The sequence below is a fragment of the Geodermatophilus sp. DSM 44513 genome, assembly GCF_032460525.1.
GTDB lineage: Bacteria > Actinomycetota > Actinomycetes > Mycobacteriales > Geodermatophilaceae > Geodermatophilus.
In genome coordinates this window covers 1,644,900-1,667,212 of the sequence record NZ_CP135963.1, presented here as the reverse complement: position 1 = coordinate 1,667,212, position 22,313 = coordinate 1,644,900, and the positions used below count along the sequence as shown (strand labels likewise).

At 75.9% G+C, this 22,313-nt stretch carries 27 protein-coding genes; 3 read left to right on the top strand and 24 right to left on the bottom strand.

Features of this window, described 5'->3' with window-relative positions; translation table 11 throughout:
- Nucleotides 1–51: 51 nt before the first annotated feature.
- The 6 genes from RTG05_RS08150 to RTG05_RS08125 are packed head-to-tail and all read right to left on the bottom strand — an operon-like array spanning nt 52 to nt 3,392.
- Entirely contained in the window at nt 52–471 is a 420-nt protein-coding gene (locus tag RTG05_RS08150; protein WP_166528222.1) for a ChaB family protein, read from the bottom strand.
- A 19-nt stretch (nt 472–490) separates the two neighbouring features.
- On the bottom strand, nt 491–1,363 hold the full coding sequence (locus tag RTG05_RS08145; RefSeq protein WP_166528221.1) for an alpha/beta fold hydrolase: 873 nt from the start codon (nt 1,361–1,363) through the stop codon (nt 491–493).
- Nucleotide 1,364: 1 nt separating this feature from the next.
- Nucleotides 1,365–1,718, bottom strand: a complete 354-nt coding sequence (locus tag RTG05_RS08140; protein ID WP_315912569.1) for an acyl-CoA thioesterase — start codon at nt 1,716–1,718, stop codon at nt 1,365–1,367.
- Nucleotides 1,719–1,744: 26 nt separating this feature from the next.
- Nucleotides 1,745–1,981, bottom strand: a complete 237-nt coding sequence (locus tag RTG05_RS08135; protein WP_166528220.1) for a hypothetical protein — start codon at nt 1,979–1,981, stop codon at nt 1,745–1,747.
- Nucleotides 1,982–1,996: 15 nt separating this feature from the next.
- Complete coding sequence (locus RTG05_RS08130) at nt 1,997–2,254, bottom strand: DUF2795 domain-containing protein (RefSeq protein ID WP_166528219.1); 258 nt, start codon at nt 2,252–2,254, stop codon at nt 1,997–1,999.
- A 4-nt stretch (nt 2,255–2,258) separates the two neighbouring features.
- Nucleotides 2,259–3,392, bottom strand: a complete 1,134-nt coding sequence (locus RTG05_RS08125) for a baeRF2 domain-containing protein (protein WP_166528218.1) — start codon at nt 3,390–3,392, stop codon at nt 2,259–2,261.
- A 140-nt stretch (nt 3,393–3,532) separates the two neighbouring features.
- On the opposite strand from RTG05_RS08125, the gene RTG05_RS08120 reads away from it, so the two are divergent.
- Nucleotides 3,533–3,868, top strand: a complete 336-nt coding sequence (locus tag RTG05_RS08120; RefSeq protein WP_166528217.1) for a DUF8129 domain-containing protein — start codon at nt 3,533–3,535, stop codon at nt 3,866–3,868.
- A 79-nt stretch (nt 3,869–3,947) separates the two neighbouring features.
- Here the strand turns inward: RTG05_RS08120 and RTG05_RS08115 are convergent, their stop codons facing one another.
- The 11 genes from RTG05_RS08115 to RTG05_RS08065 all read right to left on the bottom strand — a co-directional run bounded on the left by RTG05_RS08115 (nt 3,948) and on the right by RTG05_RS08065 (nt 13,690).
- The gene (locus RTG05_RS08115; RefSeq protein ID WP_315912430.1) at nt 3,948–4,868 is read right to left on the bottom strand and encodes a type II secretion system F family protein; all 921 of its coding nucleotides are present in this window, start codon (nt 4,866–4,868) and stop codon (nt 3,948–3,950) included.
- On the bottom strand, nt 4,868–5,800 hold the full coding sequence (locus RTG05_RS08110) for a type II secretion system F family protein (RefSeq protein ID WP_166528216.1): 933 nt from the start codon (nt 5,798–5,800) through the stop codon (nt 4,868–4,870). The genes RTG05_RS08115 and RTG05_RS08110 overlap by 1 nt, the downstream gene beginning before the upstream one ends.
- Nucleotides 5,800–7,212: a TadA family conjugal transfer-associated ATPase gene (locus tag RTG05_RS08105; RefSeq protein WP_166528215.1), complete on the bottom strand. Its 1,413-nt coding sequence runs from the start codon at nt 7,210–7,212 to the stop codon at nt 5,800–5,802. Before RTG05_RS08105 ends, RTG05_RS08110 begins: the two co-directional genes overlap by 1 nt.
- A 28-nt stretch (nt 7,213–7,240) precedes the next feature.
- Complete coding sequence (locus RTG05_RS08100) at nt 7,241–8,431, bottom strand: CpaE/TadZ family protein (protein WP_166528214.1); 1,191 nt, start codon at nt 8,429–8,431, stop codon at nt 7,241–7,243.
- On the bottom strand, nt 8,428–9,168 hold the full coding sequence (locus RTG05_RS08095; RefSeq protein WP_166528213.1) for a Flp pilus assembly protein CpaB: 741 nt from the start codon (nt 9,166–9,168) through the stop codon (nt 8,428–8,430). Before RTG05_RS08095 ends, RTG05_RS08100 begins: the two co-directional genes overlap by 4 nt.
- A gap of 9 nt (nt 9,169–9,177) precedes the next feature.
- A complete protein-coding gene (locus RTG05_RS08090; protein WP_396349629.1) occupies nt 9,178–10,131 on the bottom strand; it encodes a pilus assembly protein TadG-related protein in 954 nt (317 codons plus the stop codon).
- On the bottom strand, nt 10,119–10,508 hold the full coding sequence (locus tag RTG05_RS08085) for a TadE/TadG family type IV pilus assembly protein (RefSeq protein WP_166528212.1): 390 nt from the start codon (nt 10,506–10,508) through the stop codon (nt 10,119–10,121). The genes RTG05_RS08090 and RTG05_RS08085 overlap by 13 nt, the downstream gene beginning before the upstream one ends.
- A 96-nt stretch (nt 10,509–10,604) precedes the next feature.
- Nucleotides 10,605–10,820 (bottom strand): Flp family type IVb pilin, encoded by a 216-nt coding sequence (locus tag RTG05_RS08080; RefSeq protein WP_166528211.1) that lies wholly within the window; start codon nt 10,818–10,820, stop codon nt 10,605–10,607.
- 179 nt (nt 10,821–10,999) lie between these two features.
- Nucleotides 11,000–11,671: a prepilin peptidase gene (locus RTG05_RS08075; protein ID WP_166528210.1), complete on the bottom strand. Its 672-nt coding sequence runs from the start codon at nt 11,669–11,671 to the stop codon at nt 11,000–11,002.
- A gap of 85 nt (nt 11,672–11,756) precedes the next feature.
- Nucleotides 11,757–12,995: an MFS transporter gene (locus RTG05_RS08070; protein WP_315912428.1), complete on the bottom strand. Its 1,239-nt coding sequence runs from the start codon at nt 12,993–12,995 to the stop codon at nt 11,757–11,759.
- Nucleotides 12,992–13,690, bottom strand: coding sequence for a FadR/GntR family transcriptional regulator (locus RTG05_RS08065; RefSeq protein ID WP_166528209.1), 699 nt, complete (start codon nt 13,688–13,690; stop codon nt 12,992–12,994). The genes RTG05_RS08070 and RTG05_RS08065 overlap by 4 nt, the downstream gene beginning before the upstream one ends.
- Before the next feature lie 167 nt (nt 13,691–13,857).
- Between RTG05_RS08065 and RTG05_RS08060 the strand changes: the two genes are divergently transcribed.
- Entirely contained in the window at nt 13,858–14,784 is a 927-nt protein-coding gene (locus tag RTG05_RS08060; protein WP_208104859.1) for a DMT family transporter, read from the top strand.
- Between the two features lie 87 nt (nt 14,785–14,871).
- On the opposite strand, the gene RTG05_RS08055 is transcribed toward RTG05_RS08060, so the two are convergent.
- From RTG05_RS08055 to RTG05_RS08030, 6 genes are all read right to left on the bottom strand, one after another.
- Nucleotides 14,872–16,146 (bottom strand): multidrug effflux MFS transporter, encoded by a 1,275-nt coding sequence (locus RTG05_RS08055; protein WP_166528208.1) that lies wholly within the window; start codon nt 16,144–16,146, stop codon nt 14,872–14,874.
- Nucleotides 16,147–16,257: 111 nt separating this feature from the next.
- Nucleotides 16,258–17,223, bottom strand: coding sequence for an NAD(P)/FAD-dependent oxidoreductase (locus RTG05_RS08050; protein WP_166528207.1), 966 nt, complete (start codon nt 17,221–17,223; stop codon nt 16,258–16,260).
- Between the two features lie 78 nt (nt 17,224–17,301).
- On the bottom strand, nt 17,302–17,478 hold the full coding sequence (locus tag RTG05_RS08045; RefSeq protein WP_166528206.1) for a hypothetical protein: 177 nt from the start codon (nt 17,476–17,478) through the stop codon (nt 17,302–17,304).
- Nucleotides 17,479–17,485: 7 nt separating this feature from the next.
- Nucleotides 17,486–18,952, bottom strand: a complete 1,467-nt coding sequence (locus RTG05_RS08040) for a protein adenylyltransferase SelO (RefSeq protein ID WP_166528205.1) — start codon at nt 18,950–18,952, stop codon at nt 17,486–17,488.
- Nucleotides 18,953–19,046: 94 nt separating this feature from the next.
- Nucleotides 19,047–20,090 carry a DUF3592 domain-containing protein gene (locus tag RTG05_RS08035; RefSeq protein WP_166528204.1) on the bottom strand — a complete coding sequence of 348 codons (1,044 nt, stop codon included), beginning with the start codon at nt 20,088–20,090 and terminating at the stop codon, nt 19,047–19,049.
- 195 nt (nt 20,091–20,285) lie between these two features.
- The gene (locus RTG05_RS08030) at nt 20,286–20,492 is read right to left on the bottom strand and encodes a hypothetical protein (RefSeq protein WP_315912427.1); all 207 of its coding nucleotides are present in this window, start codon (nt 20,490–20,492) and stop codon (nt 20,286–20,288) included.
- Between the two features lie 82 nt (nt 20,493–20,574).
- On the opposite strand from RTG05_RS08030, the gene RTG05_RS08025 reads away from it, so the two are divergent.
- Nucleotides 20,575–21,822, top strand: a complete 1,248-nt coding sequence (locus RTG05_RS08025) for a PP2C family protein-serine/threonine phosphatase (protein ID WP_315912426.1) — start codon at nt 20,575–20,577, stop codon at nt 21,820–21,822.
- 86 nt (nt 21,823–21,908) lie between these two features.
- Here the strand turns inward: RTG05_RS08025 and RTG05_RS08020 are convergent, their stop codons facing one another.
- On the bottom strand, nt 21,909–22,301 hold the full coding sequence (locus RTG05_RS08020) for a hypothetical protein (RefSeq protein ID WP_166528202.1): 393 nt from the start codon (nt 22,299–22,301) through the stop codon (nt 21,909–21,911).
- Nucleotides 22,302–22,313: the final 12 nt, after the last annotated feature.

Genomic DNA, 22,313 nt, shown 5'->3' with positions numbered 1-22,313 from the left:
TGCCGATGGCCCACCCCCGCCGGCCGCACGGCCACCGCGACGGCGGAGTGCCTAGGACCGGGCCCTGCGGGTCTCCCGGTCGTTGGCCTGCCGGATGGCGTCGACCAGTTCGTCCTTGGTCATCCTCGACCGGCCGCTGACGTCCAGCCGCTTCGCCACGTCCATCAGGTGCTCCTTGGTGGCGTTGGCGTCCACGCCGCCCTTGGTCCCGCGGTCGGTGTCCCGGCCACCGGCGGCCTGCGCGTCGGACGGGCCCTTGTGGTCCTTCGGTTCCCAGTGGTCACCGACCTTCTCGTGCGTGTGCTTGACAGCCGACCACGCGGTCTGGTTGGCCCGGCGCTCGTCGTCGTAGGAGTCCATCGCGGAGTCGTGCGTCTTGGCGAACGTCCGCTGCGCCTTCTCGTCCGACCGCTGCAGGGTGCTGGGGATCTCGTCGGTCTTGGCGTCCCCGCTCTTCGTCGTCTTCGGCATGACGGTCCGGTACCCGGGATCACGCGGCCAGGAACGGGACGAGCGCCGCCGCCAGCTGATCGGGTGCCTCTTCGCCCATGTGGTGGCCGCTGTCGATCCGCCCGCCACCGCACAGGTCGGCGGCCCAGTCAGCCCAGATGCGCAGCGGGTCGCCGTACAGCTGCTCGAGGTCGTCGCGGGCCGACCAGAGCACGAGGGTGGGACAGCCGACCCGCCGTCCGGCCGCCCGGTCGGCCTCGTCGGCGGCCCGGTCGACCGTGAGCCCGGCCCGGTAGTCCTCGAGCATGGCCCGGACGACGGCCGGGTCGTGCACCGCGGCGCGGAAGTCGGCGTGGTTCTCCTCCCCCATGACGGCCGGGTCCCCGCCGTACCAGGCACCGGGGTCGGCGAGGATGGCGCGCTCGGGCTTGTCGGGCTGCGCGAAGAAGAACCAGTGCCACCACGCTTCGGCGAACCGGGCGTCGGCGCGGTCGAGGTGCTCCACGATCGGGATGCAGTCCAGGACGGCCAGGTGCGTGACGGCGTCCGGGTGGTCCAGCGCCGTCCGGAGCGCGACGTAGCTGCCCCGGTCGTGGCCGACGACGGCGAACCGTCCGTGCCCGAGGCCGGCCATGAGCGCGACGACGTCGCGGGCCATCGCCCGCTTGGAGTACGGCCCATGGTCGTCCGTGGTCGGCGGCTTCGACGACCGGCCGTACCCGCGCAGGTCCGGGCACACGACGGTGTGCCCCGCGGCGGCCAGCAACGGGGCGACGCGGTGCCACGTGGTGTGGGTGCGCGGGTGCCCGTGCAGCAGGACCAATGGTGGTCCGGTGCCGCCGATGCGCACCCGCAGCCGGACGCCATCCGCCCCGTCCCGCCGGGTCTCCTGGAAGCCGTCGAAGAAGGCCACCTCAGCCCTCGTGGTACCGGGACCAGTGTGTGCGCTCGGCGTCGGTCATCGGCCGGCTGGTGTCGGTGGCGAAGTCGAACAGCACCATGACGACGACGGCGCGGATGGCGACCGCGTCGTCCTGCAGCAGTTCCTGGCGCAGCGTGAGCGACCGGGTGCCCAGCCGGGTGACCGTGCTGCGCACGCACAGCCGCTCGCCCACCCGGTAGTACAGCTGGCGGAGGTAGTCGACCTCCAGCCGGGCGAGGATCAGCCCACCCTCGCCGTCGCCCATCGCCAGCCGGGCGTCCTCGATGAGGCTCAGGGCGCGGGCGTGGTTGACGTGGCCGAGGGAGTCCGGGTCCGACCAGCGCAGCTGGACGGTGTGCTCGTGCGCGCCGCTCAGGGCAGGTCCGCGGTGTCCTCGGACCGCCGGTGCCCGCCCTGCGCGTCGTCCGGGTCGGGGTTCAGCGTCCGCTCCTCGGACTCCGCGAGGATCAGCTCGGCGGCGGTCTCCTCCATGCCGCTGTCGGCCAGCGGCTGCTCCTCCTCCGGCAGCAGCGGGTGCGACCGGGTCTCGACGTTGTGCTGGGTGACGTTGGCCCGCGCCTCGGGGCTGGGCTCCTTGTGCGTGGTCATGGCGTCCTCGTCAGGTCAGAAGCGCTGCTGCTCGGTGCCGATGCCCAGCGCCCGGGCGACGTCCTGGACGTTGTCGAACTGCTGGCCCGACGGCAGCCGGCGCAGGTCGGCCAGGACGCTGTCGAGGGCGTTGGACTCCTGGGCCCGGGCCACGAGGGCGTCCCGGTCGGCCGGCCACACCTCCTTGCCAAGGGCCTCGGCGAGGACGGCGCGACGGTCGACGTCGGCGGAGGAGGTGCCGGCGGGGGTGCCCGGCTGGTGGGGGTCGGTCATCTCGTCACTGCGCCTTCGGGGTCGAGTCGTCGGTGTAGCGGAGGATCGCCGCCACGGGGATGTCGCCGGGCATGGCCGAGCGGGGGACGACGACCACACCGGCGTCGCTGGCCACGGCCGCGGCGACCAGTGCCCGGTCGGCGGGCACGGACTGCGCGTCCTGGACGCCGAGGGCCTGCATGTCGCCCTGCCCGGTGCCGAGCAGCAGCGGGTCGGGGCCGACCACCAGCTCCTCGTCGTCCGGCCGGTCGGCGAGCACGAGCGTCTCGACCTGGCTCTTGCGCAACGCCTCGACGACCGACGCCGTCCCGGTGACCGCCAGCCCGTGCGCCGCCGCGGAGGAGATCTTCTCCACCACGTCGGCCTCGTCGTGGGCCTCGTACTCGGCGACCAGCTCGGCGGCCCGCCGCTCCACCGGCTCCCGGTCAGCGCCGGCGGCCCGGCCGCCCTCCTCCAGGGTGACCACGAGGTCGGCCCACGCCTTGTCGGCGCGGTCGGTGAGGACCTGGCGGGCCCGGACGTCGCCGGCGAGCAGGATGAACCGCGGGTGCAGCCGGCGAGCCAGCGAGGCGATCTCCTCGGCCACCTCGTCGGCGTTCTCCTCCCACTGCCTGCCGGCGGCCTGCTCGTGCTGGCTCTGCGACAGGGCACCGGTGCCCAGCCGGCGCACCGCGGAGCGGTTGCCCTCCACCTGCTCCTGCTGCTCCGGCCGCCCGGCGCGGCTGGCCACGTAGATGTCGGCACCGACCCGGTCGGCGACGACCACGACGTGCGGCACCCGCCCGGCGATCTGGCGCAGGACGGGCAGCAGGGCCGGCTGCGGCGACCACTCCACGACCGGGTCGCGGGGCACGTCGGCGAGCACCTCGTCGAGCACCACGGAGCCGTCGGTGGCCACGACCACCGCGCGGCCCTGCAGCGTGCCGGCCTCCCCGCCGTCGTTGCCCTCCAGCAGCCGGTCGCGGACGGCCTGCACGACCGGCTCCGGCGCCCCCTGCTCCTGGAGCTGCTCGGCGACGGCGCGGACCCTGAGCTCCAGCTCGGTGTCGGCGTTCTCGGTGGTGTGCGTGACGTCGGCGCAGACCGTGGCATAGGGCCCCGGGGCGGTGAACACCGGCGCCAGGAAGGACACGTCCATGGGGGTGGGAGCACTCCTCGATCACTGGTCGGCTCGTCGGCGTCGGTCTCCCGGACGCCGGGTCTCCCCCGCCGCCTACCCACCGGCCGTGCCCTCACACCCGGTGTCGATCCGGGAGGCCGCGGGTAGGTGGACCGGCCATGACCGAGCACGACCAACTGCCGCTGCCCGACTACGACCACCTCCCCGTGCAGGGGCTCGCGTCGCGGATCCGCACCCTCGACGTCGCCGGGCTGGAGACGCTGCTGGCCTACGAGCGGGCGCACGCCGACCGGTTGCAGGTGGTGATGATCATGGAGACCCGGCTGCAGGACCTGCGCAGCGGCACGCAGCCCTCCGGCGGCGACCCGGCCGCCCCGGCCGCCGACGACCCCGCGCACGCCGCGGGCGGCTCGAAGGTCTCCGGGGCGACGTCGGGCCCGCCGGTCAACCCGCCGTCCCACGGCGACCCGACCAACCCCGCCCAGCCGAGGTGACGGCCGCCGCCGACCAGGCACAGGAGGCTGTGCACACGCCTCGGGCCCGCAGACGTACGCGAAGCCTCCTGTGCCGAGCTCAACCCCGGCTGAAGGCGGCCGCGATGTCCAGCGCCGCGGGGCCGAGCAGCACGATGAACAGCGTCGGGAGGATGCACAGGATCAGCGGGAAGACCACCTTGACCGGGATCCGCATCGCCTTCTCCTCGGCCCGCTGCCGCCGCTTGAGCCGCATCTCGGCTGCCTGGGTGCGCAGCACGTCGGCGATCGAGACGCCGTACGCGTCGGCCTGCACGACGGCGCGGATGAACCGGCGCAGGTCGGGCACCGCGGCCCGGTCGGCCAGCGCCAGGTAGGCGTCGCGGCGCGGCTGGCCGACGGCGATGTCCTGCAGGGTGCGCACCAGCTCCTCGGCCAGCGGGCCGCGGCCGTTGCGCCCGGCCCGGGCCATGGCCGCCTCGAAGCCGAGGCCGGCCTCCACCGCGATGGTCATCTGGTCGAGGGTGTCGGCCAGCTCCAGGCCGATGGCCTGCTGGCGTTCCTGACCGCGGCTGTACAGCAGCAGCTCCGGGACGACGTGGGCCACGCCGGTGACGACGAGGGCCATCACCACGGTCAGCGGGCCCGGCCGGGCCGACACCACCAGCACGCCGAGCGCCGCGGCGACGAGCGCCAGCACCAGCTTGGCGGCGACCAGCCGGGACACCGGCCACTCGGCGGGGCGCCCGGCAGTGCCGGCCAGCCGGTTGAGCCGGGCCACCGTGCCGGCCGGGGTGAGCGCGCGGGCCAGCCGCGGCAGCAGCCGGGCCCGCGGCGGGCCGGCGACCGCGCCGGGCAGGTCCAGGCCGCGGGTGAGGTTGGCGCGGGTCCGGGCGGCGGCGTCCTGCGGGCGGGCCAGCAGCGCCCAGCCCAGCAGGGGGACGGCGAGGGCGACGGCCAGCACGGCGGCCAGCACGGGGACGGGGAGCACCGGGACGGGGAGGACGGCGGCGGGCGGCATCAGAACCGGATCCGCACGGTCGAGCGCAGCCACAGCCCGCCGACGGTGAGCAGGACGACGACCATCGCCGCCATACCCCAGCCGACCGGGCCCTCGGTGAAGCCGGACAGGTAGGCGGGGTTGGTCACCGCGAGGAACGCCACGATGCCGAACGGCAGGCTCATCAGCACGACCGCGGACAGCTTGCCCTCCGCCGACAGCGCCTTGACCTGCCGGCGGATCGCGTTGCGCTCCCGGATCGTGTGCCCGACGGTGTCCAGCACCTCGGCCAGGTTGCCGCCGACCTCGCGGTGGATGCCGATCGCCTGGGCGACCCAGCGGAAGTCCTCGCTGCCGGTCCGCTCGGCGACCTCCTCCAGGGCGTCGCCGAGGTCGCGGCCCACCCGCGTCTCGTTGACGATGCGGGTGAACTCCTCCGACGTCGGCGCGGCGGCCTCCTGCGCGACCGCGTCGACCGCGCGCAGCAGGCTGTGCCCGGCCCGCAGGCTGGAGGCCATCAGCTGCAGCGAGTCGTCGAGGGCGTCGGCGAACGCCGCCTGCCGCCGGGCGGTGCGGAACCGGACGACCAGCCGGGCGGCCAGCGGTGCGGCGACGGCGAGCGGGACGGCCAGCAGCGGCCCGCCGAGCAGCAGGCCGAGGACGCCGAGCAGGACGGCAGCCAGGCCGACCAGCAGCACGACGTCCGACAGGGCCATGGCCACCCCGGCCCGCTCCAGCGCGGCCGTGCCGCGGGCCACCAGCCCGCGGCGGGCCAGCACCCGTTCCACCGCGGCCCCGGCGGCCGCCGAGGCGCCGGCCAGCGGCGACCCCGGCGGAGCGACCGTCGGGTCCAGACGGGACAGCGGCACCCGGGGCGGGCCGGCGGGCACGACGACGAGGGCGACCAGCAGCAGCGCGCCGGCGACCGCGAGCAGGCCGAGGGCGAGCAGCATCAGGACCACCCCCGCCGCGGCGCCGGCGTGCCGAACACCCGCGGGGAGACGGTGATGCCGAGCTCGGCGAAGCGGTCGGTGAACCGCGGCCGCACCCCGGTCGCCACCGGCGTGCCGAGGAAGCGGCCGGCCGCGTCCACCCCGGCGGAGTAGTCGAAGAGGAACGCGTCCTGCAGGGTGACCGTCTCCCCCTCCATGCCCTGCACCTCGGTGACGTGGGTGACCCGGCGGGTGCCGTCGCGCAGCCGGGTGATCTGCACGACGACGTCGACCGCGGAGGCGATCTGCTCGCGGATGGCCCGCAGCGGCAGGTCCATGCCGGCCATGAGCACCAGGGTCTCCAGCCGGGCGATCGCGTCGCGCGGGGTGTTGGCGTGCACCGTGGACAGCGACCCGTCGTGGCCGGTGTTCATCGCCTGCAGCATGTCCAGGCTCTCCCCGCCGCGGCACTCCCCGACCACGATCCGGTCGGGGCGCATCCGCAGCGAGTTGCGCACCAGGTCCCGGATGGTGACCGCGCCGCGGCCCTCGATGTTGGGCGGGCGGGACTCCAGCCGGACGACGTGGTCCTGTTGCAGCTGCAGCTCCACGGCGTCCTCGATGGTGACGATCCGCTCGCCGTCGGGGATGAACGAGGACAGCACGTTGAGCAGCGTGGTCTTCCCCGTGCCGGTGCCGCCGGAGACGATGACGTTGAGCCGGGCCTCGACGCAGGCGCGCAGCAGCTCGGCCATCTCCGGGCTCAGCGTGCCGAAGCCGATCAGGTCGTCGACGGTGAACGGGTCCTTGGCGAACTTGCGGATGGTCAGCGTCGACCCGCTGAACGCCAGCGGCGGGATGATCGCGTTGACCCGGGAGCCGTCGGCCAGCCGCGCGTCGACCAGCGGCGAGGACTCGTCGATCCGCCGTCCCACCCGGGAGACGATCCGGTCGATGACCCGGCGCAGGTGCTCCTCGGAGGTGAACCGGGCGGCGGTGCGGACCAGCCGGCCGGCCTGCTCGACGTAGACGGCGTCCGGGCCGTTGCACATGATCTCGGTGACGCTGGGGTCGTCGAGCAGCCGCTGCAGCGGGCCGTAGCCGAGGACGTCGTCGGCGAGCTCGGCGGTCAGCCGGCCCCGCTCCTCGGCAGACAGCGGGACCTTCTCCTCCTCGACCACCTCGTCGAGCTCACCGAGGACGACGGTGCGCAGCGCCTCCTCGGACAGCGTCGGGTCGTTGAGCCGGTTGCCCATGCGCTCGAACAGCGCCTTGGCGACGCGGTCCTTGAGCCGGGCGAGCGCGTCGGTGGGCGGGACGGCTGCCGGTGCGGGGCGGACGGCGGGCACCGGCCGGGGCGTGGGCAGGGCGACGGGGGCCTCCGGCACGGGCGGCCGGCCCTGGGCGGCGGCGAGGCGGGAGGCGAGGTTCACGAGGCCGCCCGGTGCTCGACGGGGGAGGTCACGAGGCCGCCCGGTGCTTGGCCCGGTACCGGCCGGGCTTGACGATCGGGGTGGCCGAGAAGCGGGAGACCAGCCGGCGCAGTTCGCGGGCCGCCGGGTCGCGGCGGCCCGAGGCGAGGATGGGCACGCCCTGGTTGGTCGACGCCGGCACCGCCGCCGAACGCGGCACCACGACGTCCACCCCGGTGCCGATGGCGGTCTCGACGTCGCGCACCGAGGGCCCGCCCTTGGCGTCGGCCAGGTTCATGACCACGTGCCGGCCGGCCGGGATCATGCACAGCTCGCGGAGCACGTCGAGCTCCTTGCGCAGCCCGCGCACACCGGGCACGTCCATGCTGGTCACCATGACCACGTCGGTGGCCCGGTCGAGGGCGGCCAGGGTCTGCTCGGACAGCCCGGGCGCGGTGTCGACGACGACGTAGCGGAACTCCCGGGCCAGCGAGGTCAGCAGCCGGGTGACGTCGGCGGCGGTGACGCCGTCGCCGGCGGCCGGGGACTCCGCGCCGCACACGGCGTAGAGGCCGCTGGGGTGCTGGGTGAGGAAGGTCTTGAGCACCATCGTGTCCTCGGCGGCCGGGCCGTGGGCGACGTCGGGCAGCGCGTACTCCGGCGTCAGGCCCAGCGCGGAGGCGACGTCGCCGAACTGCACGTCGAGGTCGACCAGCACCGTGGACTGCGGCGCGGCCGCGGTCAGCCCGAGGGCCAGGTTGGCCGAGACGGTGGTCTTGCCGACGCCGCCCTTCGGGGAGGCCACGGTGATCACCCGGCCGGTGTAGCGGGCGGTCTCCTCGACCGGGCGCAGCACCCGTCGCCGTCCGGCCGCGGTGGAGCCCGCGCGCTCGACGGCGGCGCGCAGCTCACCGGGGTCGGCGGTGGGCGCGAGCAGGTCGCGGACGCCGGCCCGCATCGCCTCCTGCCAGGTCTCCCGGGTGGGCTCGGCGAGCAGGACGACGCTGATGCCGGGGCACTGCACGTCCAGCCGGGCGGCCAGGCCGAACGCCTCGGACAGCGGTGCGCCCGGGCCGATGAGCAGCACCTCGGGCAGCTCGCCGTCGACCAGCTGCTCGAACAGCCGGGCCGGGTCGCCGGGCAGCCGGCCGGGCGGCAGGACGTGCACGTCGCCGTCCGTCGCCTCCTTGACGCGCAGGACGAGGTCGTCGTCGGCTGCGCCGAGCACCACGCGGCTCATGAGTAGTCCTTCGAGTAGACGGTGCCGGGGGTGAGGACCTCGGTGCCGGAGGTGTCGGTGCCCTCGGGTTCCAGGGAGAGCCAGACGGTGCCCTGCTCCATGCCGAAGACGACCGCCTCGGCCTGCTCGGCGCGCAGCCCGAGGGTGACCAGCAGGCTGGTCGTGGGGGCCGCGCCGCCGACGGAGGCGGTGTCGGCCGTGCCGGCGTCCGGCGTCGCGGACGGCCCGCCCTGCACCTGGGTGACCAGCACGCCGTGCAGCACGGAGTGGGTCGTCTTCCCTTCGACCAGGGAGACGTGCACGCCGACGGTGTCGCCGGCGGCCAGGCGGCCGCCGACGGCACGCTGCGGCTCCAGCAGCAGGCTCACCTCGGCGGCGCCGTCCGGCGCGGCGACGGTGCCGGGGGCGGTGAGGTCCTCCGGTGCGGCGAAGCGGGCGGCCAGCAGCTGCTCGCCGGGCTGCAGGTCGGTGGTGGCGACCTGCCCGGCTAGGTCGCCGAGGTCGGTCACCCCACCGGGGACGGCGGCCTTGGCCGGTACCTGCTCGGTGCGGACGAGGGCGGCGAGCTCCCCGGCGGGGGTCCCCGCGGCGACGGGCTGGTCGACGACGAGGACGTCGACGGTCTGCACCCCGGCCAGGGCACGGGCGTCGGCGCCGCGCACGTAGGCCAGCAGCACCACGGTGCCGGCGGCGGTGAGCAGCAGCGCCGCGGTGGCGGCGAGCAGTCGGCGTCTCACGAGGGGCCCCTAGCGGATCAGTCGGAGGACCCAGGCGCCCAGCTGCGGCGCGGTCGGGTCGTGGTCGAAGGCGTCGCCGAGGTCGACGAAGCGGGTGAAGTAGCCGCGGATGCACCGCTCGGGGCCGCCGCAGGCGTGGGTGCCCTTGTACCGGCCGGAGAAGTGGTAGCCGGTCAGCGTGAAGGCGACGTAGCCGTGCACGCGGTACCAGGCGTTGGCCCCGGTGCCACCGGACTCGGTGAACACCGGCAGCAGCACGGTGCGGCCGAGCAGCGCGTCCAGGTCGCCGGGCTCGCAGCCCTTGGAGGGGTTGTTGCCCGGCTCGCTGGACACCGTGCCGCCGATCTCGCTGGTGGCCCGGCAGCCGGTCCCGCCGTCGGGGACGAGCCAGCCGAAGCCACCGGGGACGAAGGCCCCGTTCGAGCCGGTGCAGCCGGTGTCGGACTTCTTGGGCAGCAGGATCGTCCGCTCGGTCGTGCCGCTGGGCAGGCCACCGCCGGTCTGCGCGGCCCACTCGCACCAGGAGAAGACCAGCGGCAGGGCCGCCGTCCCGGACCGCGGGGCACCCCAGGTGACCGTCGCGGTGGCCGAGACGGCGGTGGACTCGTGCCCGATGACCGGGGCGAACCAGTGCTCCTGCGGGCTGCGCCCGGCGACCGTGACGCGGTTCGGGTCGCTGGCCAGCACCGGCGGGGCGGCGGTGGCGTCGCCCAGGTTGGCGTCGACGAGTTCCTGCGCGGTGGCCTGCATGTCGCCGCAGGCGCCCTTCGCGCAGTCGGCCGCGACGGCCAGCGCCGCGGCGTCCGCGGCGACCTGCAGCCGGGCGCGCTCGGCGTAGAGGGCGCCGACGTCGACGGCGATCGCGGTGAACCCGAGCAGCGGGACCATCAGCAGCGCGAGCAGCACCGCCGCCGCGCCGCGCTCGCCACCGTGCCGGGCAGGGTGGTCCGTCAACCGTTGCACCGCATGACCCCCGTCCCGGTCAGGTCGATGTCCGCGCCGAAGAAGTCGGTGAGGAAGGGCATCGGGTAGGCGACGGTCACCCGCACGTTCGCGGTACCGGTCGTCGGGCAGGTGGCCGGCGCGACGGTGACCTGCGCGTCGGTGACCGCGGGGACGAGCGTCGGGCTGGCGTCGCGGACGGCGGACCGCGCGGCGACCGGGTCGTTCTGCAGGGCCATGACACGCGCTCCCTCGCGGGCGGCGGCGGACAGGGTGCCCTGCACCTGGAAGGCGTGGCCGAACTCGGCGATGCCGAGCACCAGGACGAGCAGCAGCGGCACGATGAAGGCGAACTCCACGGCGCTGGCGCCGTGCTCCTCACGCAGTCGGGTGCGCACTTCCCCACCTCCTCCCGCGGTCGTCGTCGCCGGCGTACGGCGCGGCGCAGCGGCCCCTGGGGGACGGGGCCGCTGCGCCGTGGTCTCGCGGAGGGGTCAGAGACCGCCGAGGGTGGTGCCGATCCGGGTGAACAGGGCGGAGAGGGCGTCCTCCATGAGGACGACCGCGGTGATGATGGCGATGGCGATGAGGCCGACCATCAGGCCGTACTCGACGGCGGTCGCGCCCTTCTCCTCGCGCTCCAGGCGCTCCTCGATGAGGGAGTAGAGCGCGACGAGGGCGGCCAGCGGGTTGGTGAGGGGGTTCAGCACGGAGGACTCCCGGGGGGACGGAGCCGGGCCGGTCCGGGTCGGGTGACCCGGCCTCGCGGCATCCCCTGTGCTGTCGAGCCGCGGGCCCGCGGCCTTGAGGTCCGGTCACCCGGTCGGCTGACCCGCGCCCCTCTCCCGGGTGGATGCCCGGCCGCGATGTCACGCAGCGTGCGCGGACCTCAGCGCAGCAGGAGGGGTGCCGCGATCACCAGGGCGGCGCCGGTGAGCATGGCCGGGCCGAAGGGCAGCTCCCCGCGCAGCCCGATCCGCCGGGTCGCGAGGAGGACCAGCGCGACCGCGGCCTGGACGACGAAGCCGGCGAGCGCGCCGAGCAGCACCGCCGTCCAGCCGAGCCAGCCCAGGTACAGCCCCAGGACGGCGGCCAGCTTGACGTCGCCCATGCCCAGGCCGCCGGGTGAGACCACCGCGAGCGCCAGGTACACCGCGAACAGGGCGCCCGCACCCAGCACCGCGCGCAGCAGCGCCGCCCAGGCGCCGTCGGCGAGGGCCGGCAGGAGCAGCAGCACCGTCCCGGCGGCCAGGCAGGGCAGCACCACGCGGTTGGGCAGCAGCCGGTGCTGCAGGTCCACGACGGCCAGCAGCACGCCGGCGACGGCGAGCAGCAGGAACGCCGGCAGCTCCCAGGACGGGCCGAACCGCAGCACGGTGCCGGCCACCAGGAGGGCCGTCGCGCCCTCGACCAGCGGCGGGCGGACGGCGACCGGCCCGGGGCGCGCCAGGTCGCGGACCCCGGCGTCCGGCGGCCACGGGAAGCGGCCGGCCGCACGGTTGAGGAGCACCCCGACGGCCGCCCCCGGGACCAGGGCGAGGACGGCGAGGGCTGCGGCCACGGCCCGACGATGGCACGGCACCGGCACCCCGGGCGGGGACGCGCCGGGGTGCCGACCCGCAGGGGGGAGGCCGCGAGGTGTCCCGTCAGCGCTGCGGCGCGGCCGCCCCGGACGGGGCGGTGGGCTGCTCGCCGGCCCGGGGCGACGCCGTCCGCTCCGGCAGCCGCAGGCTGAGCAGCAGGGCGAGCAGGGGCAGCGGGAGCAGCGCCGCCAGCGCCCACTGCAGCCCGTGCGCGTCGGCCAGCAGCCCGAACAGCGGCGTCGCGGCGCCGCCGGCCGACACCGCCAGGCCAATCGTGACGCCGGAGGCGGTGCCGACCCGGTTGGGCAGCAGCTCCTGCCCCAGCGTCGTCTGCACCGAGAACGGCAGGTAGAGCCCGACCCCGAGCAGGACGGCGGCGGCCACCGCCACCGGCCAGGACGGCGCGGCGACCAGCAGCGCCACGCCGGGGACGGCCACGGCGTAGCCCAGCCGGATGGCGGGCAGCCGGCCCCACCGGTCGGCCAGCCACCCACCGGCCAGGGTGCCCGCCGCCCCGACCGCGAGGAACGTCGTCAGCGCCGCCGAGCCGGCCGCGGCCGAGACGCCGAAGCGGTCGATGACGTACAGCGCGACCAGCGAGGAGATGCCGAAGTACAGCACCGACCGGATCACCACCAGCCCGGTCAGCCAGCCGAAGGACCGCCAGTCGTCGGCCCGGGGAGCCGCACCGGCGGCGGCGCGGACCGGACGCGCGCGGGCGCGGGCCCGTCGGCCCAGCGCCAGCAGGATGACGGCGGTGAGCAGGGCGGGCAGCGCGAGCAGCGGCGTTCCGGCGACCCCGTACGCCAGCAGCACCGGGGTGACCACCACCGGGCCGAGGGCCAGGCCGGCGTTGCCGCCGACGGCGAACCAGCTCATCCCCTGCGCGGAGGCGCCGGCCGCCGCGCGGGCCGCCCGGGCGGCGGCCGGGTGGTAGGCGGCCACCCCCAGACCGGACAGCGCCACCGCGGCCCAGGTCCACCAGTACGCCTCGCCGATGCCGGCCAGCCCGATGCCGACCCCGGCCACCAGCAGCCCGACCGGGGTGAGCCAGGGCAGCGGTCGGCGGTCGACCAGCACGCCGAACGCCGGCTGCACCACCGAGGACAGCACCGTGGCGGCCAGCGTGATGCCGGTCGCGGCCGCGTAGGAGTAGCCCCGCTCGAGCACGAGGAAGGGCAGCAGCGCGGGCACCGCACCCTGGTACAGGTCGTCGACGACGTGGCTGGCGGTCAGCACGCCGAGCCCGCGACGGTCCACCACGCCGCCACGGCCGGACGAGCCGCGGGGTGCCGCGCTCATCCACGGTCCTCGGCGAGTCGGCGCAGCGCTGCCTCGGTGCCGCACAGGTGGGCCTCGGTGGCCGCTGCGGCAGCGGCCGGCTCCCCCCGGCGGATCGCCTCGCCCAGCGCCACGTGGAGGGCGTGGGTGTCCTCTGCGTACCCCGGGTCGGCCACCAGGTCGAGCAGGGCCGCGCGCAGCGCGGCGGTGAAGGCGTCGAACAGCTCCTGGAGCACGGGGTTGCCCGCGGCGGCGACGACGGCGCGGTGGAAGTCCAGGTCCGCGTCGACGAAGGCCTGGGGACGGCCCGCTGCGCGGGCCCGCCGCCGCCGCGCCAGGGCGTCGTCCATCCGGCGCACGTCCGCCTCGGTGCGCCGCGCCGCCGCCAGCCGGGCCGCCTGCACCTCCAGGCCGTGGCGCACCTCGTAGACCTCCAGCACGCCGGCCCGCCGCAACCGCGCCGGGAGGTCCTCCGCCCGCGGTTCCCGGGCCCGCACGAAGGTCCCCGCCCCCTGCCGGGACTCCACCAGCCCCCGGCTGAGCAGCACCCGGACCGCCTCCCGGACGGTGGAGCGGCCGACACCGAGCTCCTCGGCCAGCCGGTGTTCGGCCGGTAGGCGCTCCCCCACGGACCAGGCGCCGTCCCCGAGCTGGCGCTCGAGCTGGGCGACCACGGACTCCACCAGGGCCGTTCGGTGGACGACTGCAAGACCCATCCGGTCCACTCCTCAGGTCGTCTGATGACTGTGCACCCGGACGAGGGACCGGTCAACCCGCCGGGTGGCGCGGTGAGCGCGGCGTCCGATGACCGCCGGACGCCGTCGCCCCGACCTGGTGACGTGGGTCCCGGCGGCGCGGACGGGAGGCGCGGACGGGAGGCAGGGTGCGGACGACGGGCGGCGGACCGGGCTCACGGTGGGTGCTGGCGCAGTACCTGGCGCTGGCGCTCACCTGGGGTGCGAGCTTCCTGTTCGTCGAGCTGGGCCTAGCCGGGCTCTCCCCCACGCAGGTGGTGCTCGGGCGGCTGGTGATCGGCGCCCTCACCCTGGTCGCGGTCACCGCGGTCACCCGCCAGCAGCTGCCGCGCGAGCCGCTCGTGTGGGCCCACCTGGCGGTCACCGCCCTCCTGCTGTGCGTGGTCCCGTTCCTGCTCTTCGCCTGGGCGCAGCAGTCCATCCCCTCCGGGCTGGCCAGCATCTACAACGCGACCACCCCGCTGATGACCACGCTCGTCGCGCTCGCCGCCCTGCCCGAGGAGCGCCCGACCGCCGCCCGCGTGACCGGGTTGCTCATCGGGTTCACCGGCGTGCTTGTCGTCCTGGCGCCGTGGCGTGGCGTGGGCAGCGGTGCCCTGCCGGCACAGGCCGCCTGCCTGCTGGCCACCGCCTGCTACGGCGCTGCCTTCGTCCACCTCCGCCGCACCATCGCGCCGCGGGGGATCCCGGCCGTCCCGGTCGCCACCGTGCAGGTCGGGCTGGGCGCCGTCGTCCTGCTGGTGCTCGCTCCGCTGTTCGCCACCTCACCGGTGGCCCTGAGTCCTGCCGTCGTGCTCGGCGTGCTCGCCCTGGGCGGGCTGGGTACCGGCCTGGCCTACGTGTGGAACACCAACGTCGTGTCCGGTTGGGGCGCCACCAACGCCGCCACGGTCACCTACCTGACCCCCGTGGTCGGGGTCGGCCTGGGTGCTCTGGTCCTCGACGAGGCCGTCACCTGGAACCAGCCGCTGGGTGCAGCCGTCGTCGTCCTGGGCATCGTCGTCAACCAGCACCGGCCGGCCGTCCCGGCGAGGACCCGGAATGGTGGCTGCTGACCGGCCTGGACGGGTGACGGCGTGGACGCGACCGTCACCCGGCCCGCGACCCTGGACACCGGACCACCGGCTGCCTGCCGGCGGGTGTCAGTGCACGCCGGCGGGCGCGGGCTCCTCGTCCTCGACGAGCCGCCAGGGCCGGACCACGGTGACCAGCACGGCGACGGCGAGCGAGAGGGCGACCAGGATGACGGTGCCCATCGCCGCGGCGTCGTTGCCGAGCAGGCCGACCACCGGCGACACCGCCGCACCGACGCCGAACTGCGCCGCGCCGAGCAGCGCCGCGGCCGCACCGGCAGAGTCGCCGTGCCGGGACAGCGCCAGCGCGGGCGCGTTGGGCAGCGCCAGGCCGGAGGCGAACAGCATCGCCCACAGCGGGGCGACGACCCCAACCAGGCCGCCGGTCCCGGTGGCGGCCAGCGCGAGCAGCACCGCGCCGGACAGCGCGCCGGCCACGGTGCCGCCGAGCAGCACCTGGGCCGGGGACCAGCGGCGCAGCACCACCGGGTTGAGCTGGGTGGCGGCGATCAGCCAGACCGCGCCGGCGCCGAACAGCAGCCCGAACTGCTGCTCGTCGAGGCCGAACTGCTGCTGGAAGACGAAGGAGGACCCCGACACGTAGCTGAACAGCCCGGCCATGGTCAGCCCGGCGACCAGCACCAGGCCCACCAGCGTGCGGTCGTGCAGCAGCCGCCGGTAGGTGCGCAGCGTCCCGCCGACCCCGGCGCTGCTGCGGCGGGCCGGCGGCAGCGTCTCGCGCAGCGCGTACCAGCCGACGGCGAGCAGCAGCAGCCCGTACACCGTGAGGACGGCGAAGATGCCGCGCCAGCTGGTGAACCGCAGCAGCTCCCCGCCGAGGGTGGGCGCGAGCACCGGCGCGGCGCCGAGCACGAGGAACAGCCGGGACAGCATGGTGGCCGCCGCGCGCCCGGTGAACAGGTCCCGGACGACGGCCAGCGCGATCACCGCACCGGCCGCGGTGCCCACGCCCTGCAGGAAGCGCAGCACACCCAGGACCTCGATGCCCGGCGCGACCAGGATCAGCGCGGACGCCACCACGTAGAGCGCGGTGCCGGCCAGCAGCGGCGCACGCCGGCCGTACGCGTCGGACAGCGGGCCGAGCAGCAGCTGGCCCAGTGCCAGGCCGACCAGGGTGCCGGTCAGGGTCAGCTGGACCAGCGCCGGCGTCGTCCCCAGCTCGGTGGCGATGGTCGGCAACGCCGGCAGGTACATGTCGATGGTCAGCGGGCCCACGGCCACGAAGGCGCCGAGGACGAGCGCGAGCAGGGCCCGGCGGGGTGGGGCGGTGTCGGCGGATGACGGGTGCGCCGCGCTGGCGGCGCGGTCCTGCAGGTCGGTCACGGTGTTCCTGTCGTCGTCCAGTCGGTGGGGGCGGCCCACGCTGGCCGACGTGAGGGGCCAAGGCCGCCGGCCGCCCCCGCATTCCGGGCGCCGTCGCCGTTCGCCTGCCGTTCACGAGGCCAGCGGCGTCCGGGCGGCCGCGACCGCCCGGCGGGTGTCCTCCAGGACCAGGTCGAGGTTGACCTGGGCCGCAGCGAACGCGCCCGCGGCCGCGGCCGCGCCGACCTGCGCGGCCAGGTCGGTGACGTTGCCGGCGACCCACACACCGGGGACGGTGGTGCGCCCGGTGGCGTCGGCGGGCAGGTGCTCCCCCAGGCCCGAGGGGTGCGCCACCGGGTACAGCCCGAGCCCGCCCAGGAAGCCGGCGCGGGCGACCACCCGCGACTGCACGGTGACCGCCTCGCGGGCGACCAGCGTGCCGTCGGCCAGGCGCAGGCCGGTGACGCGGTCGCCGGCGACCTCGACGGCGACGACCTCGCCGGTCACCACCGGGACGCCGAGGGCGGCCAGCTGCTCGGCCTGCTCGCCGTCCGGGTGCGGCTGGGTGTGCGTGAAGAGGGTGACGTCGGCGCTGAGCTGCCGGAACAGCAGCGTCTGGTGCACCGCCATCGGGCCGCTGGCCAGCACGCCGATGGCCCGGTCGCGCACCTCCCAGCCGTGGCAGTACGGGCAGTGCAGCACGTCGCGGCCCCAGCGCTCGCGCAGGCCGGGGACGTCGGGCAGCTCGTCGACCAGCCCGGCGGTGACCAGCAGCCGGCGGGCGCGGGTGGTCCGCCCGTCGGCCAGCCCGACGGTGAACCCCTCGCCGTCACGGGCCACCGTGGCGACCTCACCGTCCACCACCCGGCCGCCGTAGGAGCGCACCTCGCTCCGCCCGCGCGCGAGCAGCTCACCCGGTGGTGTGCCCTCCTGGCCCAGCAGCCCGTGCACGGCCGCTGCGGGTGCATTGCGCGGGGCGCCGGCGTCCACCACCACCACCGAGCGGCGGGATCGCGCCAGCACCAGCGCCCCGTTCAGGCCGGCGGCACCCCCGCCGACCACCAGCACGTCGCAGTCGTTCCTCAGTTCGTCGGTCACCGTGACTACCTCCGCGGTCACCCTCCGACGGACGACGCCGTTCTGGCAAGGATCGTTGCCGGGACAGCAAAGCAGCCGTCACTCGGTGCGGCGCCGAGCCCGGCGGACGGCGAACACCACGAGTGCGTCGACGACGAAGGAGAGCAGGAACAGCGCCAGCGCCCACCCCCACCAGCCGCCGGCGGCCAGCGAGATGCAGACCACGACGACCGCGACGCCGTAGACGGTCAGCCAGGTGGAGGCGGCGTCGCCCACGCCCGGCTCAGGTGCCGCAGAAGGTGACGTACGGGCCGGAGCCACCGGGGGCCGGTTCGGCGTACCGCTGCAGGCCCGGCCGCTCGTCGAAGGGCCGGGTGAGGACCTCGAGCAGCCGCTGCACCGGGCCCAGGTCGCCCGCGGTGGCGGCGGTGAGCGCCTCCTCGACGAGGTGGTTGCGCGGGGTGTAGACAGGGTTGGTCCGGTCCATCAGGTCGGCGTCCGGGCCCACGGCGCGCCAGCGCTCGAGCCAGGCGTCGAGGGCCGCGAGGTCGGTGACCACCAGCCGGGCGGGTTCGGCGTCCCCGCGGGCGGCGGTGCCCAGGGAGCGGAGGAACGAGGTCAGGTCGACCCGGCCTGCCTGCACCAGCGCGAGCAGGTCCTGCACGAGCGCGGTGGCCACCTCGTCGTCCAGGCCCTCGGGCAGGCCGAGCTTGGCGCGCATCCCGGCCGACCACACGGTGTCGTAGGTGGTGGCGAAGCCGCCGAGGACCTCCACGGCGGCGGCGATGGCCCGCTCCTGGTCGTCGTCGATCAGCGGGAGCAGCGCCTCGGCCAACCGCGCCAGGTTCCACTGCACGACGACCGGCTGGTTGCCGTAGGCGTAGCGCCCGCCGGAGTCGATGGAGCTGTAGACCGTGGCCGGGTCGAAGCCGTCGAGGAACGCGCAGGGCCCGTAGTCGATGGTCTCCCCGGAGATGGTCGTGTTGTCGGTGTTCATGACGCCGTGCACGAAGCCGACCAGCATCCACTGCGCCACCAGCCGCGCCTGGGCCGCGACGACGGACTCGAACAGCGCCAGGTACGGGTTGTCGGCGCCGGCCGCGGCCTCGTGGTGGCGGGCGATCGCGTGGTCGGCGAGCCGGCGGAGCAGGTCGACGTCCCCGGTGGCGCGGGCGTACTGGAAGCTGCCCACCCGCAGGTGGCTGGCCGCCACCCGGGCCAGGACGGCGCCGGGCAGCACGGTCTCGCGGCGCACCGGGCGCCCGGTCGCGACGACGGCGAGGGAGCGCGTGGTCGGGATGCCGAGGGCCTGCATGGCCTCGCTGATGACGTACTCGCGCAGCATCGGCCCGACCGCGGCCAGCCCGTCGGCGCTGCCGCGGGCGAAGGGGGTGCGGCCGGAGCCCTTGAGGTGCAGGTCGCGCACCCGGCCCTCGGCGTCGGTGAGCTCGCCGAGCAGCAGCGCCCGCCCGTCGCCCAGGCGCGGGGAGTAGCCGCCGAACTGGTGCCCGGCGTAGGCCTGAGCCACCGGGTGGGCGTCGTCGGGGACGACCGTGCCGGTCAGCAGCCCGATGCCCTCAGGGTTGCGCAGCCAGCCGGCGTCCAGGCCCAGCTCGGCGGCCAGCGCCTCGTTGAGCAGCAGCAGCTGCGGGTGCGGGGCCTCCTCGGCCCGCCAGGCGACCGCCATCTCGGGCAGCTCGCGGGCGAAGCGGTCGTCGAGGTGCACGGTCGTTGCGGGGGCGACACTCACCCCGCTGTCAGCGCGTCGGCGGCCGCTGCTGTTCCCGATCTCCGGCCGAGCGGCTGCCGTAGCCGCTGCCGTAGCCGCGGCCGTCCCGCCGAGGTCAGGTCGGGGGCCGGCGGCGGCCGGGTGTCCTCCGCCGCCGCAGGGAGTAGGTGCTCCCCAGCGAGTCGGCCAGCTCGTCACCGGCCAGGCCCTCGGTGAAGGCCAGCTCCCGCTCGTCGGCGAGGGCGCGGAACCGGACCGACCAGGCGTGCGCCCCCAGTGGGCCGGCGGAGGGTCGGGCCAGCGTCACCCAGCCGTCGGTGCCGATGCCGTCGTCCGGCCCGTCGTCGACGCGGGCGGCGGCGACCGTCGCGCTCCCCTTCTCGACGACCACGCCCAGCTCCAGCACCTGCGCCCAGGGCCAGCGCCGCACACGCCGCCGGCGGCGGGCGACCAGCTCGGCGTCGGTGACCCACACCCCGTCCCGGCCGTACCACCAGTGCAGACCGGCGGCCATGGCCACGCAGAACGCCAGCAGACCCGCCGCACCGGCGAGCAGCGCGACCCGGTCCGCCGGGCGGGTGAGCGCGGCCCCGCCAAGCAGGCCGGCCGGGAGCAGCCCCAGGCCGCCGAAGAGCCAGTACGCGAACAGCGTGCCGCGGACGACGCGGCGCCCGAGCGCCTCCCGGGGCGCCTCCCCGACCGGGGCGTGGTGCTCCCAGCGCCCGCCCCGCAGGCGACTGACGAGTCCGAAGGCGCCGACGGCCACGGCCGCGATCGCCAGCACCACCGCGTACACCGCCCAGGTCTGGTACCAGGGGCTCCAGCCCTCGACCGTCCGCACCCGGCCGGGGTCGGCGGGCGAGTACGCCACCTCCACCGGGTCGCCCGCGCGGGCACTGCCGGACCACGGCACGGTCGCCTGGCGGGTGTCCCGGTCGGTGGCGAAGCGCACGACCAGGTCGTCCGGGCCGCGCCGGCGGTCGTCGACCTCGACCACCTCCGCGGAGGTGCGGACCAGGCGGTCGAGGTCCCGCAGGTCGGCGACCCGCGCCCAGGTGACCAGCGCGAGCACGGCGGCGGCCGCGGCGACCGCGGCGAGGACCAGTGCCAGCCGGCGGGCCGCGCGTCCCGGGGCGACGGTGCGCCCGGCGCGGCCCACGGTGCGCCGCGACCTCCCCGCCACGAGACCCCCGGATCCGGCCGCCTGCCCGACCCGGCGACCGTAGCCGCGCTCCTGCCGACCCCAGGACGTGACGGCGGGCTCCCGCGGCCGGTTCACCCGTTCAGGCGACCCAGGCGCGGGCGGGTCACCGCTCGCGGGGTGGCACCACCACGAGCACGACGCCGAGAGCGGTCACGCCGATGCCCACGAACGACAGGCCGTCCACCGGATCGCCGTGTCCTCGTTGGCCAGCGCGATCGCCAGCAGCACCGCCGCGGCCGCCGCGTACTGCACCGCCGTTCCCCAGACCAGCGGGCTCCGGTCGCCGTGCCGCTTCTGGTGGACGGTGCCGGCCGTCCCGGAGACGAGGGCCACCAGGCAGGCGAGCACCCCGGCCACCGGCGAGACGACGGCGCTCGGGTGTCCCGGCCGCCGAGCACGCGGAGGCGGCCGGTGGCCGGCCCTCGTTAGGGTCTGTGCCGTGCGGAGTGGGGAGGTCGGCGGGATCGACGTCGGCCAACTCCTCGACGAGGTCGAGGCGGCACCACCGACGGACTCGGTCCCGGTGGTGGCGGCCAGGCTCGCCGAGATGGTCGGCGCCCGCGAACTGCACTTCCTGATCACCGACTTCAGCGGCCGGGCCGTCGTCCGGTTGACGTCCACCGCCCGCGTCGAGGGCGCCCGCAGCCGAGGGGCCGAGCAGGCCGAGACGGTGCCGCTGACCGGCACGGTGTACGGCCGTGTCCTGCGCACGCAGCAGGCCGACGTCCAGCAGATCGACGCCGGCGCTCGGGTGATCGTCCCGGTGACCGACCGTGGAGACGCCATCGGCCTGCTCGAACTGGTCCTGCCCGGCCTCCCCACCCCTCGCGACGTCGGCGTCATCGAGACCGCTGCGCACGCGCTGGCCTACGTCCTCGTCGCCGCCCGCCGGCACACCGACGTCTACGAGTGGGGCATGCGCACCACCTCGTTCACCCTGGCCGCGGAGATCCAGCGCCGGCTGCTGCCGACCGCCTTCACCTGCGAGGCCGGGCAGTTCACCCTCGCCGGCTGGCTGGAACCGGCCGCCGAGGTGGGGGGTGACACCTTCGACTACGCCCTCGACCGGGACGTCCTGCACGTGTCGGTCACCGACGCGGTCGGCCACCAGGTCGCCGCCTCGCTGCTCGCCAGCCTGCTGGTCGGCAGCCTGCGCAACGGACGCCGCAGGGGACTGGACCTCGCCGCGCAGGCCGCCTACGCCAACGACGCCCTCGCCGAGCACGCGGCACCCGGACAGTTCGTCACCGGCCAGCTCGTCCGCGTCGACCTGCGCACCGGCACGGCAGAGGTCGTCAACGCCGGGCACACCCTGCCCCTGCGGCTGCGTGCAGGCGTCGTGGAGGAGATCCGGCTGGGCGTCGAGCCGCCGTTCGGCGTGCTTCCGGGCAAGACCTTCCAGGTGCAACCCCTCCCGCTCGAGGCCGGCGACCGGATCGTCTTCCTCACCGACGGCATGCTGGAGCGCAACGCGGCGTCGTTGGACGTGGCCGGGGCACTGGCCCAGACCGCGGACCTGCACCCGCGCGAGGTCGTGCTCGCCCTGGGCGCCGCGGTGCTCCAGGCCACCGGCGGGGACCTCCGTGACGACGCGACGATGGTCTGCCTGGACTGGTACGGCGGGCCGCCCCGCGCCCGCGACACCGAGCAGGGGGCCGACCCGCACCGCGCCTCGCCGAGCGCCTGACCGCATCCGGATGACGTGGCGCAGCGCCGGCGGTCACCCCCGAGACGCGGGAACGTGCGGTGGACGCGGCCGCACCTCGCGGGGCCTCACTCATCGGCTGGCGTGTGGCTCGCCGGGGGCGCGGTCGGCGGATCGGGTGGGCGCGTGGTGTCGTGCGGGTTCGGCCGCTGCTCGCTCCGGCAGGTGGCGGCCGAGTCGAGCAGCGCGGCGATGGCATCGTGGAGCGCCCCGTCGGGGGCGGGGGTGGACAGCGGGACGCGCGCGGCGCGGTAGACCTCGTCCAGTCCCTCGTTGACCGCGACGGCCAGCACGTTCTGGTTGAGGGAGGTCAGCGGCAGCAGCCCGTTGAGGTAGCCGTCGAGGTCGAACAGGTCGCCGTTGCCACCGAGGCTGAGGTAGCGCAGCCACAGCTCGGAGACGGTCAGCTCTGCCCGCACCCGCGCCGCCTCGATCCGCTCGTGCCGGTGCTCGGGTGTCATCTCCGTCTGCTG

What these genes read in the sequence shown, in the direction of transcription:
- RTG05_RS08120 (WP_166528217.1), top strand. Translation starts at nt 3,533, where the DNA reads ATGACCGAGCACGACCAACTGCCGCTGCCCGACTACGACCACCTCCCC.
- RTG05_RS08065 (WP_166528209.1), bottom strand. Translation starts at nt 13,690, where the DNA reads ATGGGTCTTGCAGTCGTCCACCGAACGGCCCTGGTGGAGTCCGTGGTC.
- RTG05_RS08110 (WP_166528216.1), bottom strand. Translation starts at nt 5,800, where the DNA reads ATGCTGCTCGCCCTCGGCCTGCTCGCGGTCGCCGGCGCGCTGCTGCTG.
- RTG05_RS08125 (WP_166528218.1), bottom strand. Translation starts at nt 3,392, where the DNA reads ATGGACGTGTCCTTCCTGGCGCCGGTGTTCACCGCCCCGGGGCCCTAT.
- RTG05_RS08130 (WP_166528219.1), bottom strand. Translation starts at nt 2,254, where the DNA reads ATGACCGACCCCCACCAGCCGGGCACCCCCGCCGGCACCTCCTCCGCC.
- RTG05_RS08150 (WP_166528222.1), bottom strand. Translation starts at nt 471, where the DNA reads ATGCCGAAGACGACGAAGAGCGGGGACGCCAAGACCGACGAGATCCCC.
- RTG05_RS08100 (WP_166528214.1), bottom strand. Translation starts at nt 8,431, where the DNA reads ATGAGCCGCGTGGTGCTCGGCGCAGCCGACGACGACCTCGTCCTGCGC.
- RTG05_RS08020 (WP_166528202.1), bottom strand. Translation starts at nt 22,301, where the DNA reads ATGACACCCGAGCACCGGCACGAGCGGATCGAGGCGGCGCGGGTGCGG.
- RTG05_RS08115 (WP_315912430.1), bottom strand. Translation starts at nt 4,868, where the DNA reads ATGCCGCCCGCCGCCGTCCTCCCCGTCCCGGTGCTCCCCGTCCCCGTG.
- RTG05_RS08135 (WP_166528220.1), bottom strand. Translation starts at nt 1,981, where the DNA reads ATGACCACGCACAAGGAGCCCAGCCCCGAGGCGCGGGCCAACGTCACC.
- RTG05_RS08070 (WP_315912428.1), bottom strand. Translation starts at nt 12,995, where the DNA reads ATGAGCGCGGCACCCCGCGGCTCGTCCGGCCGTGGCGGCGTGGTGGAC.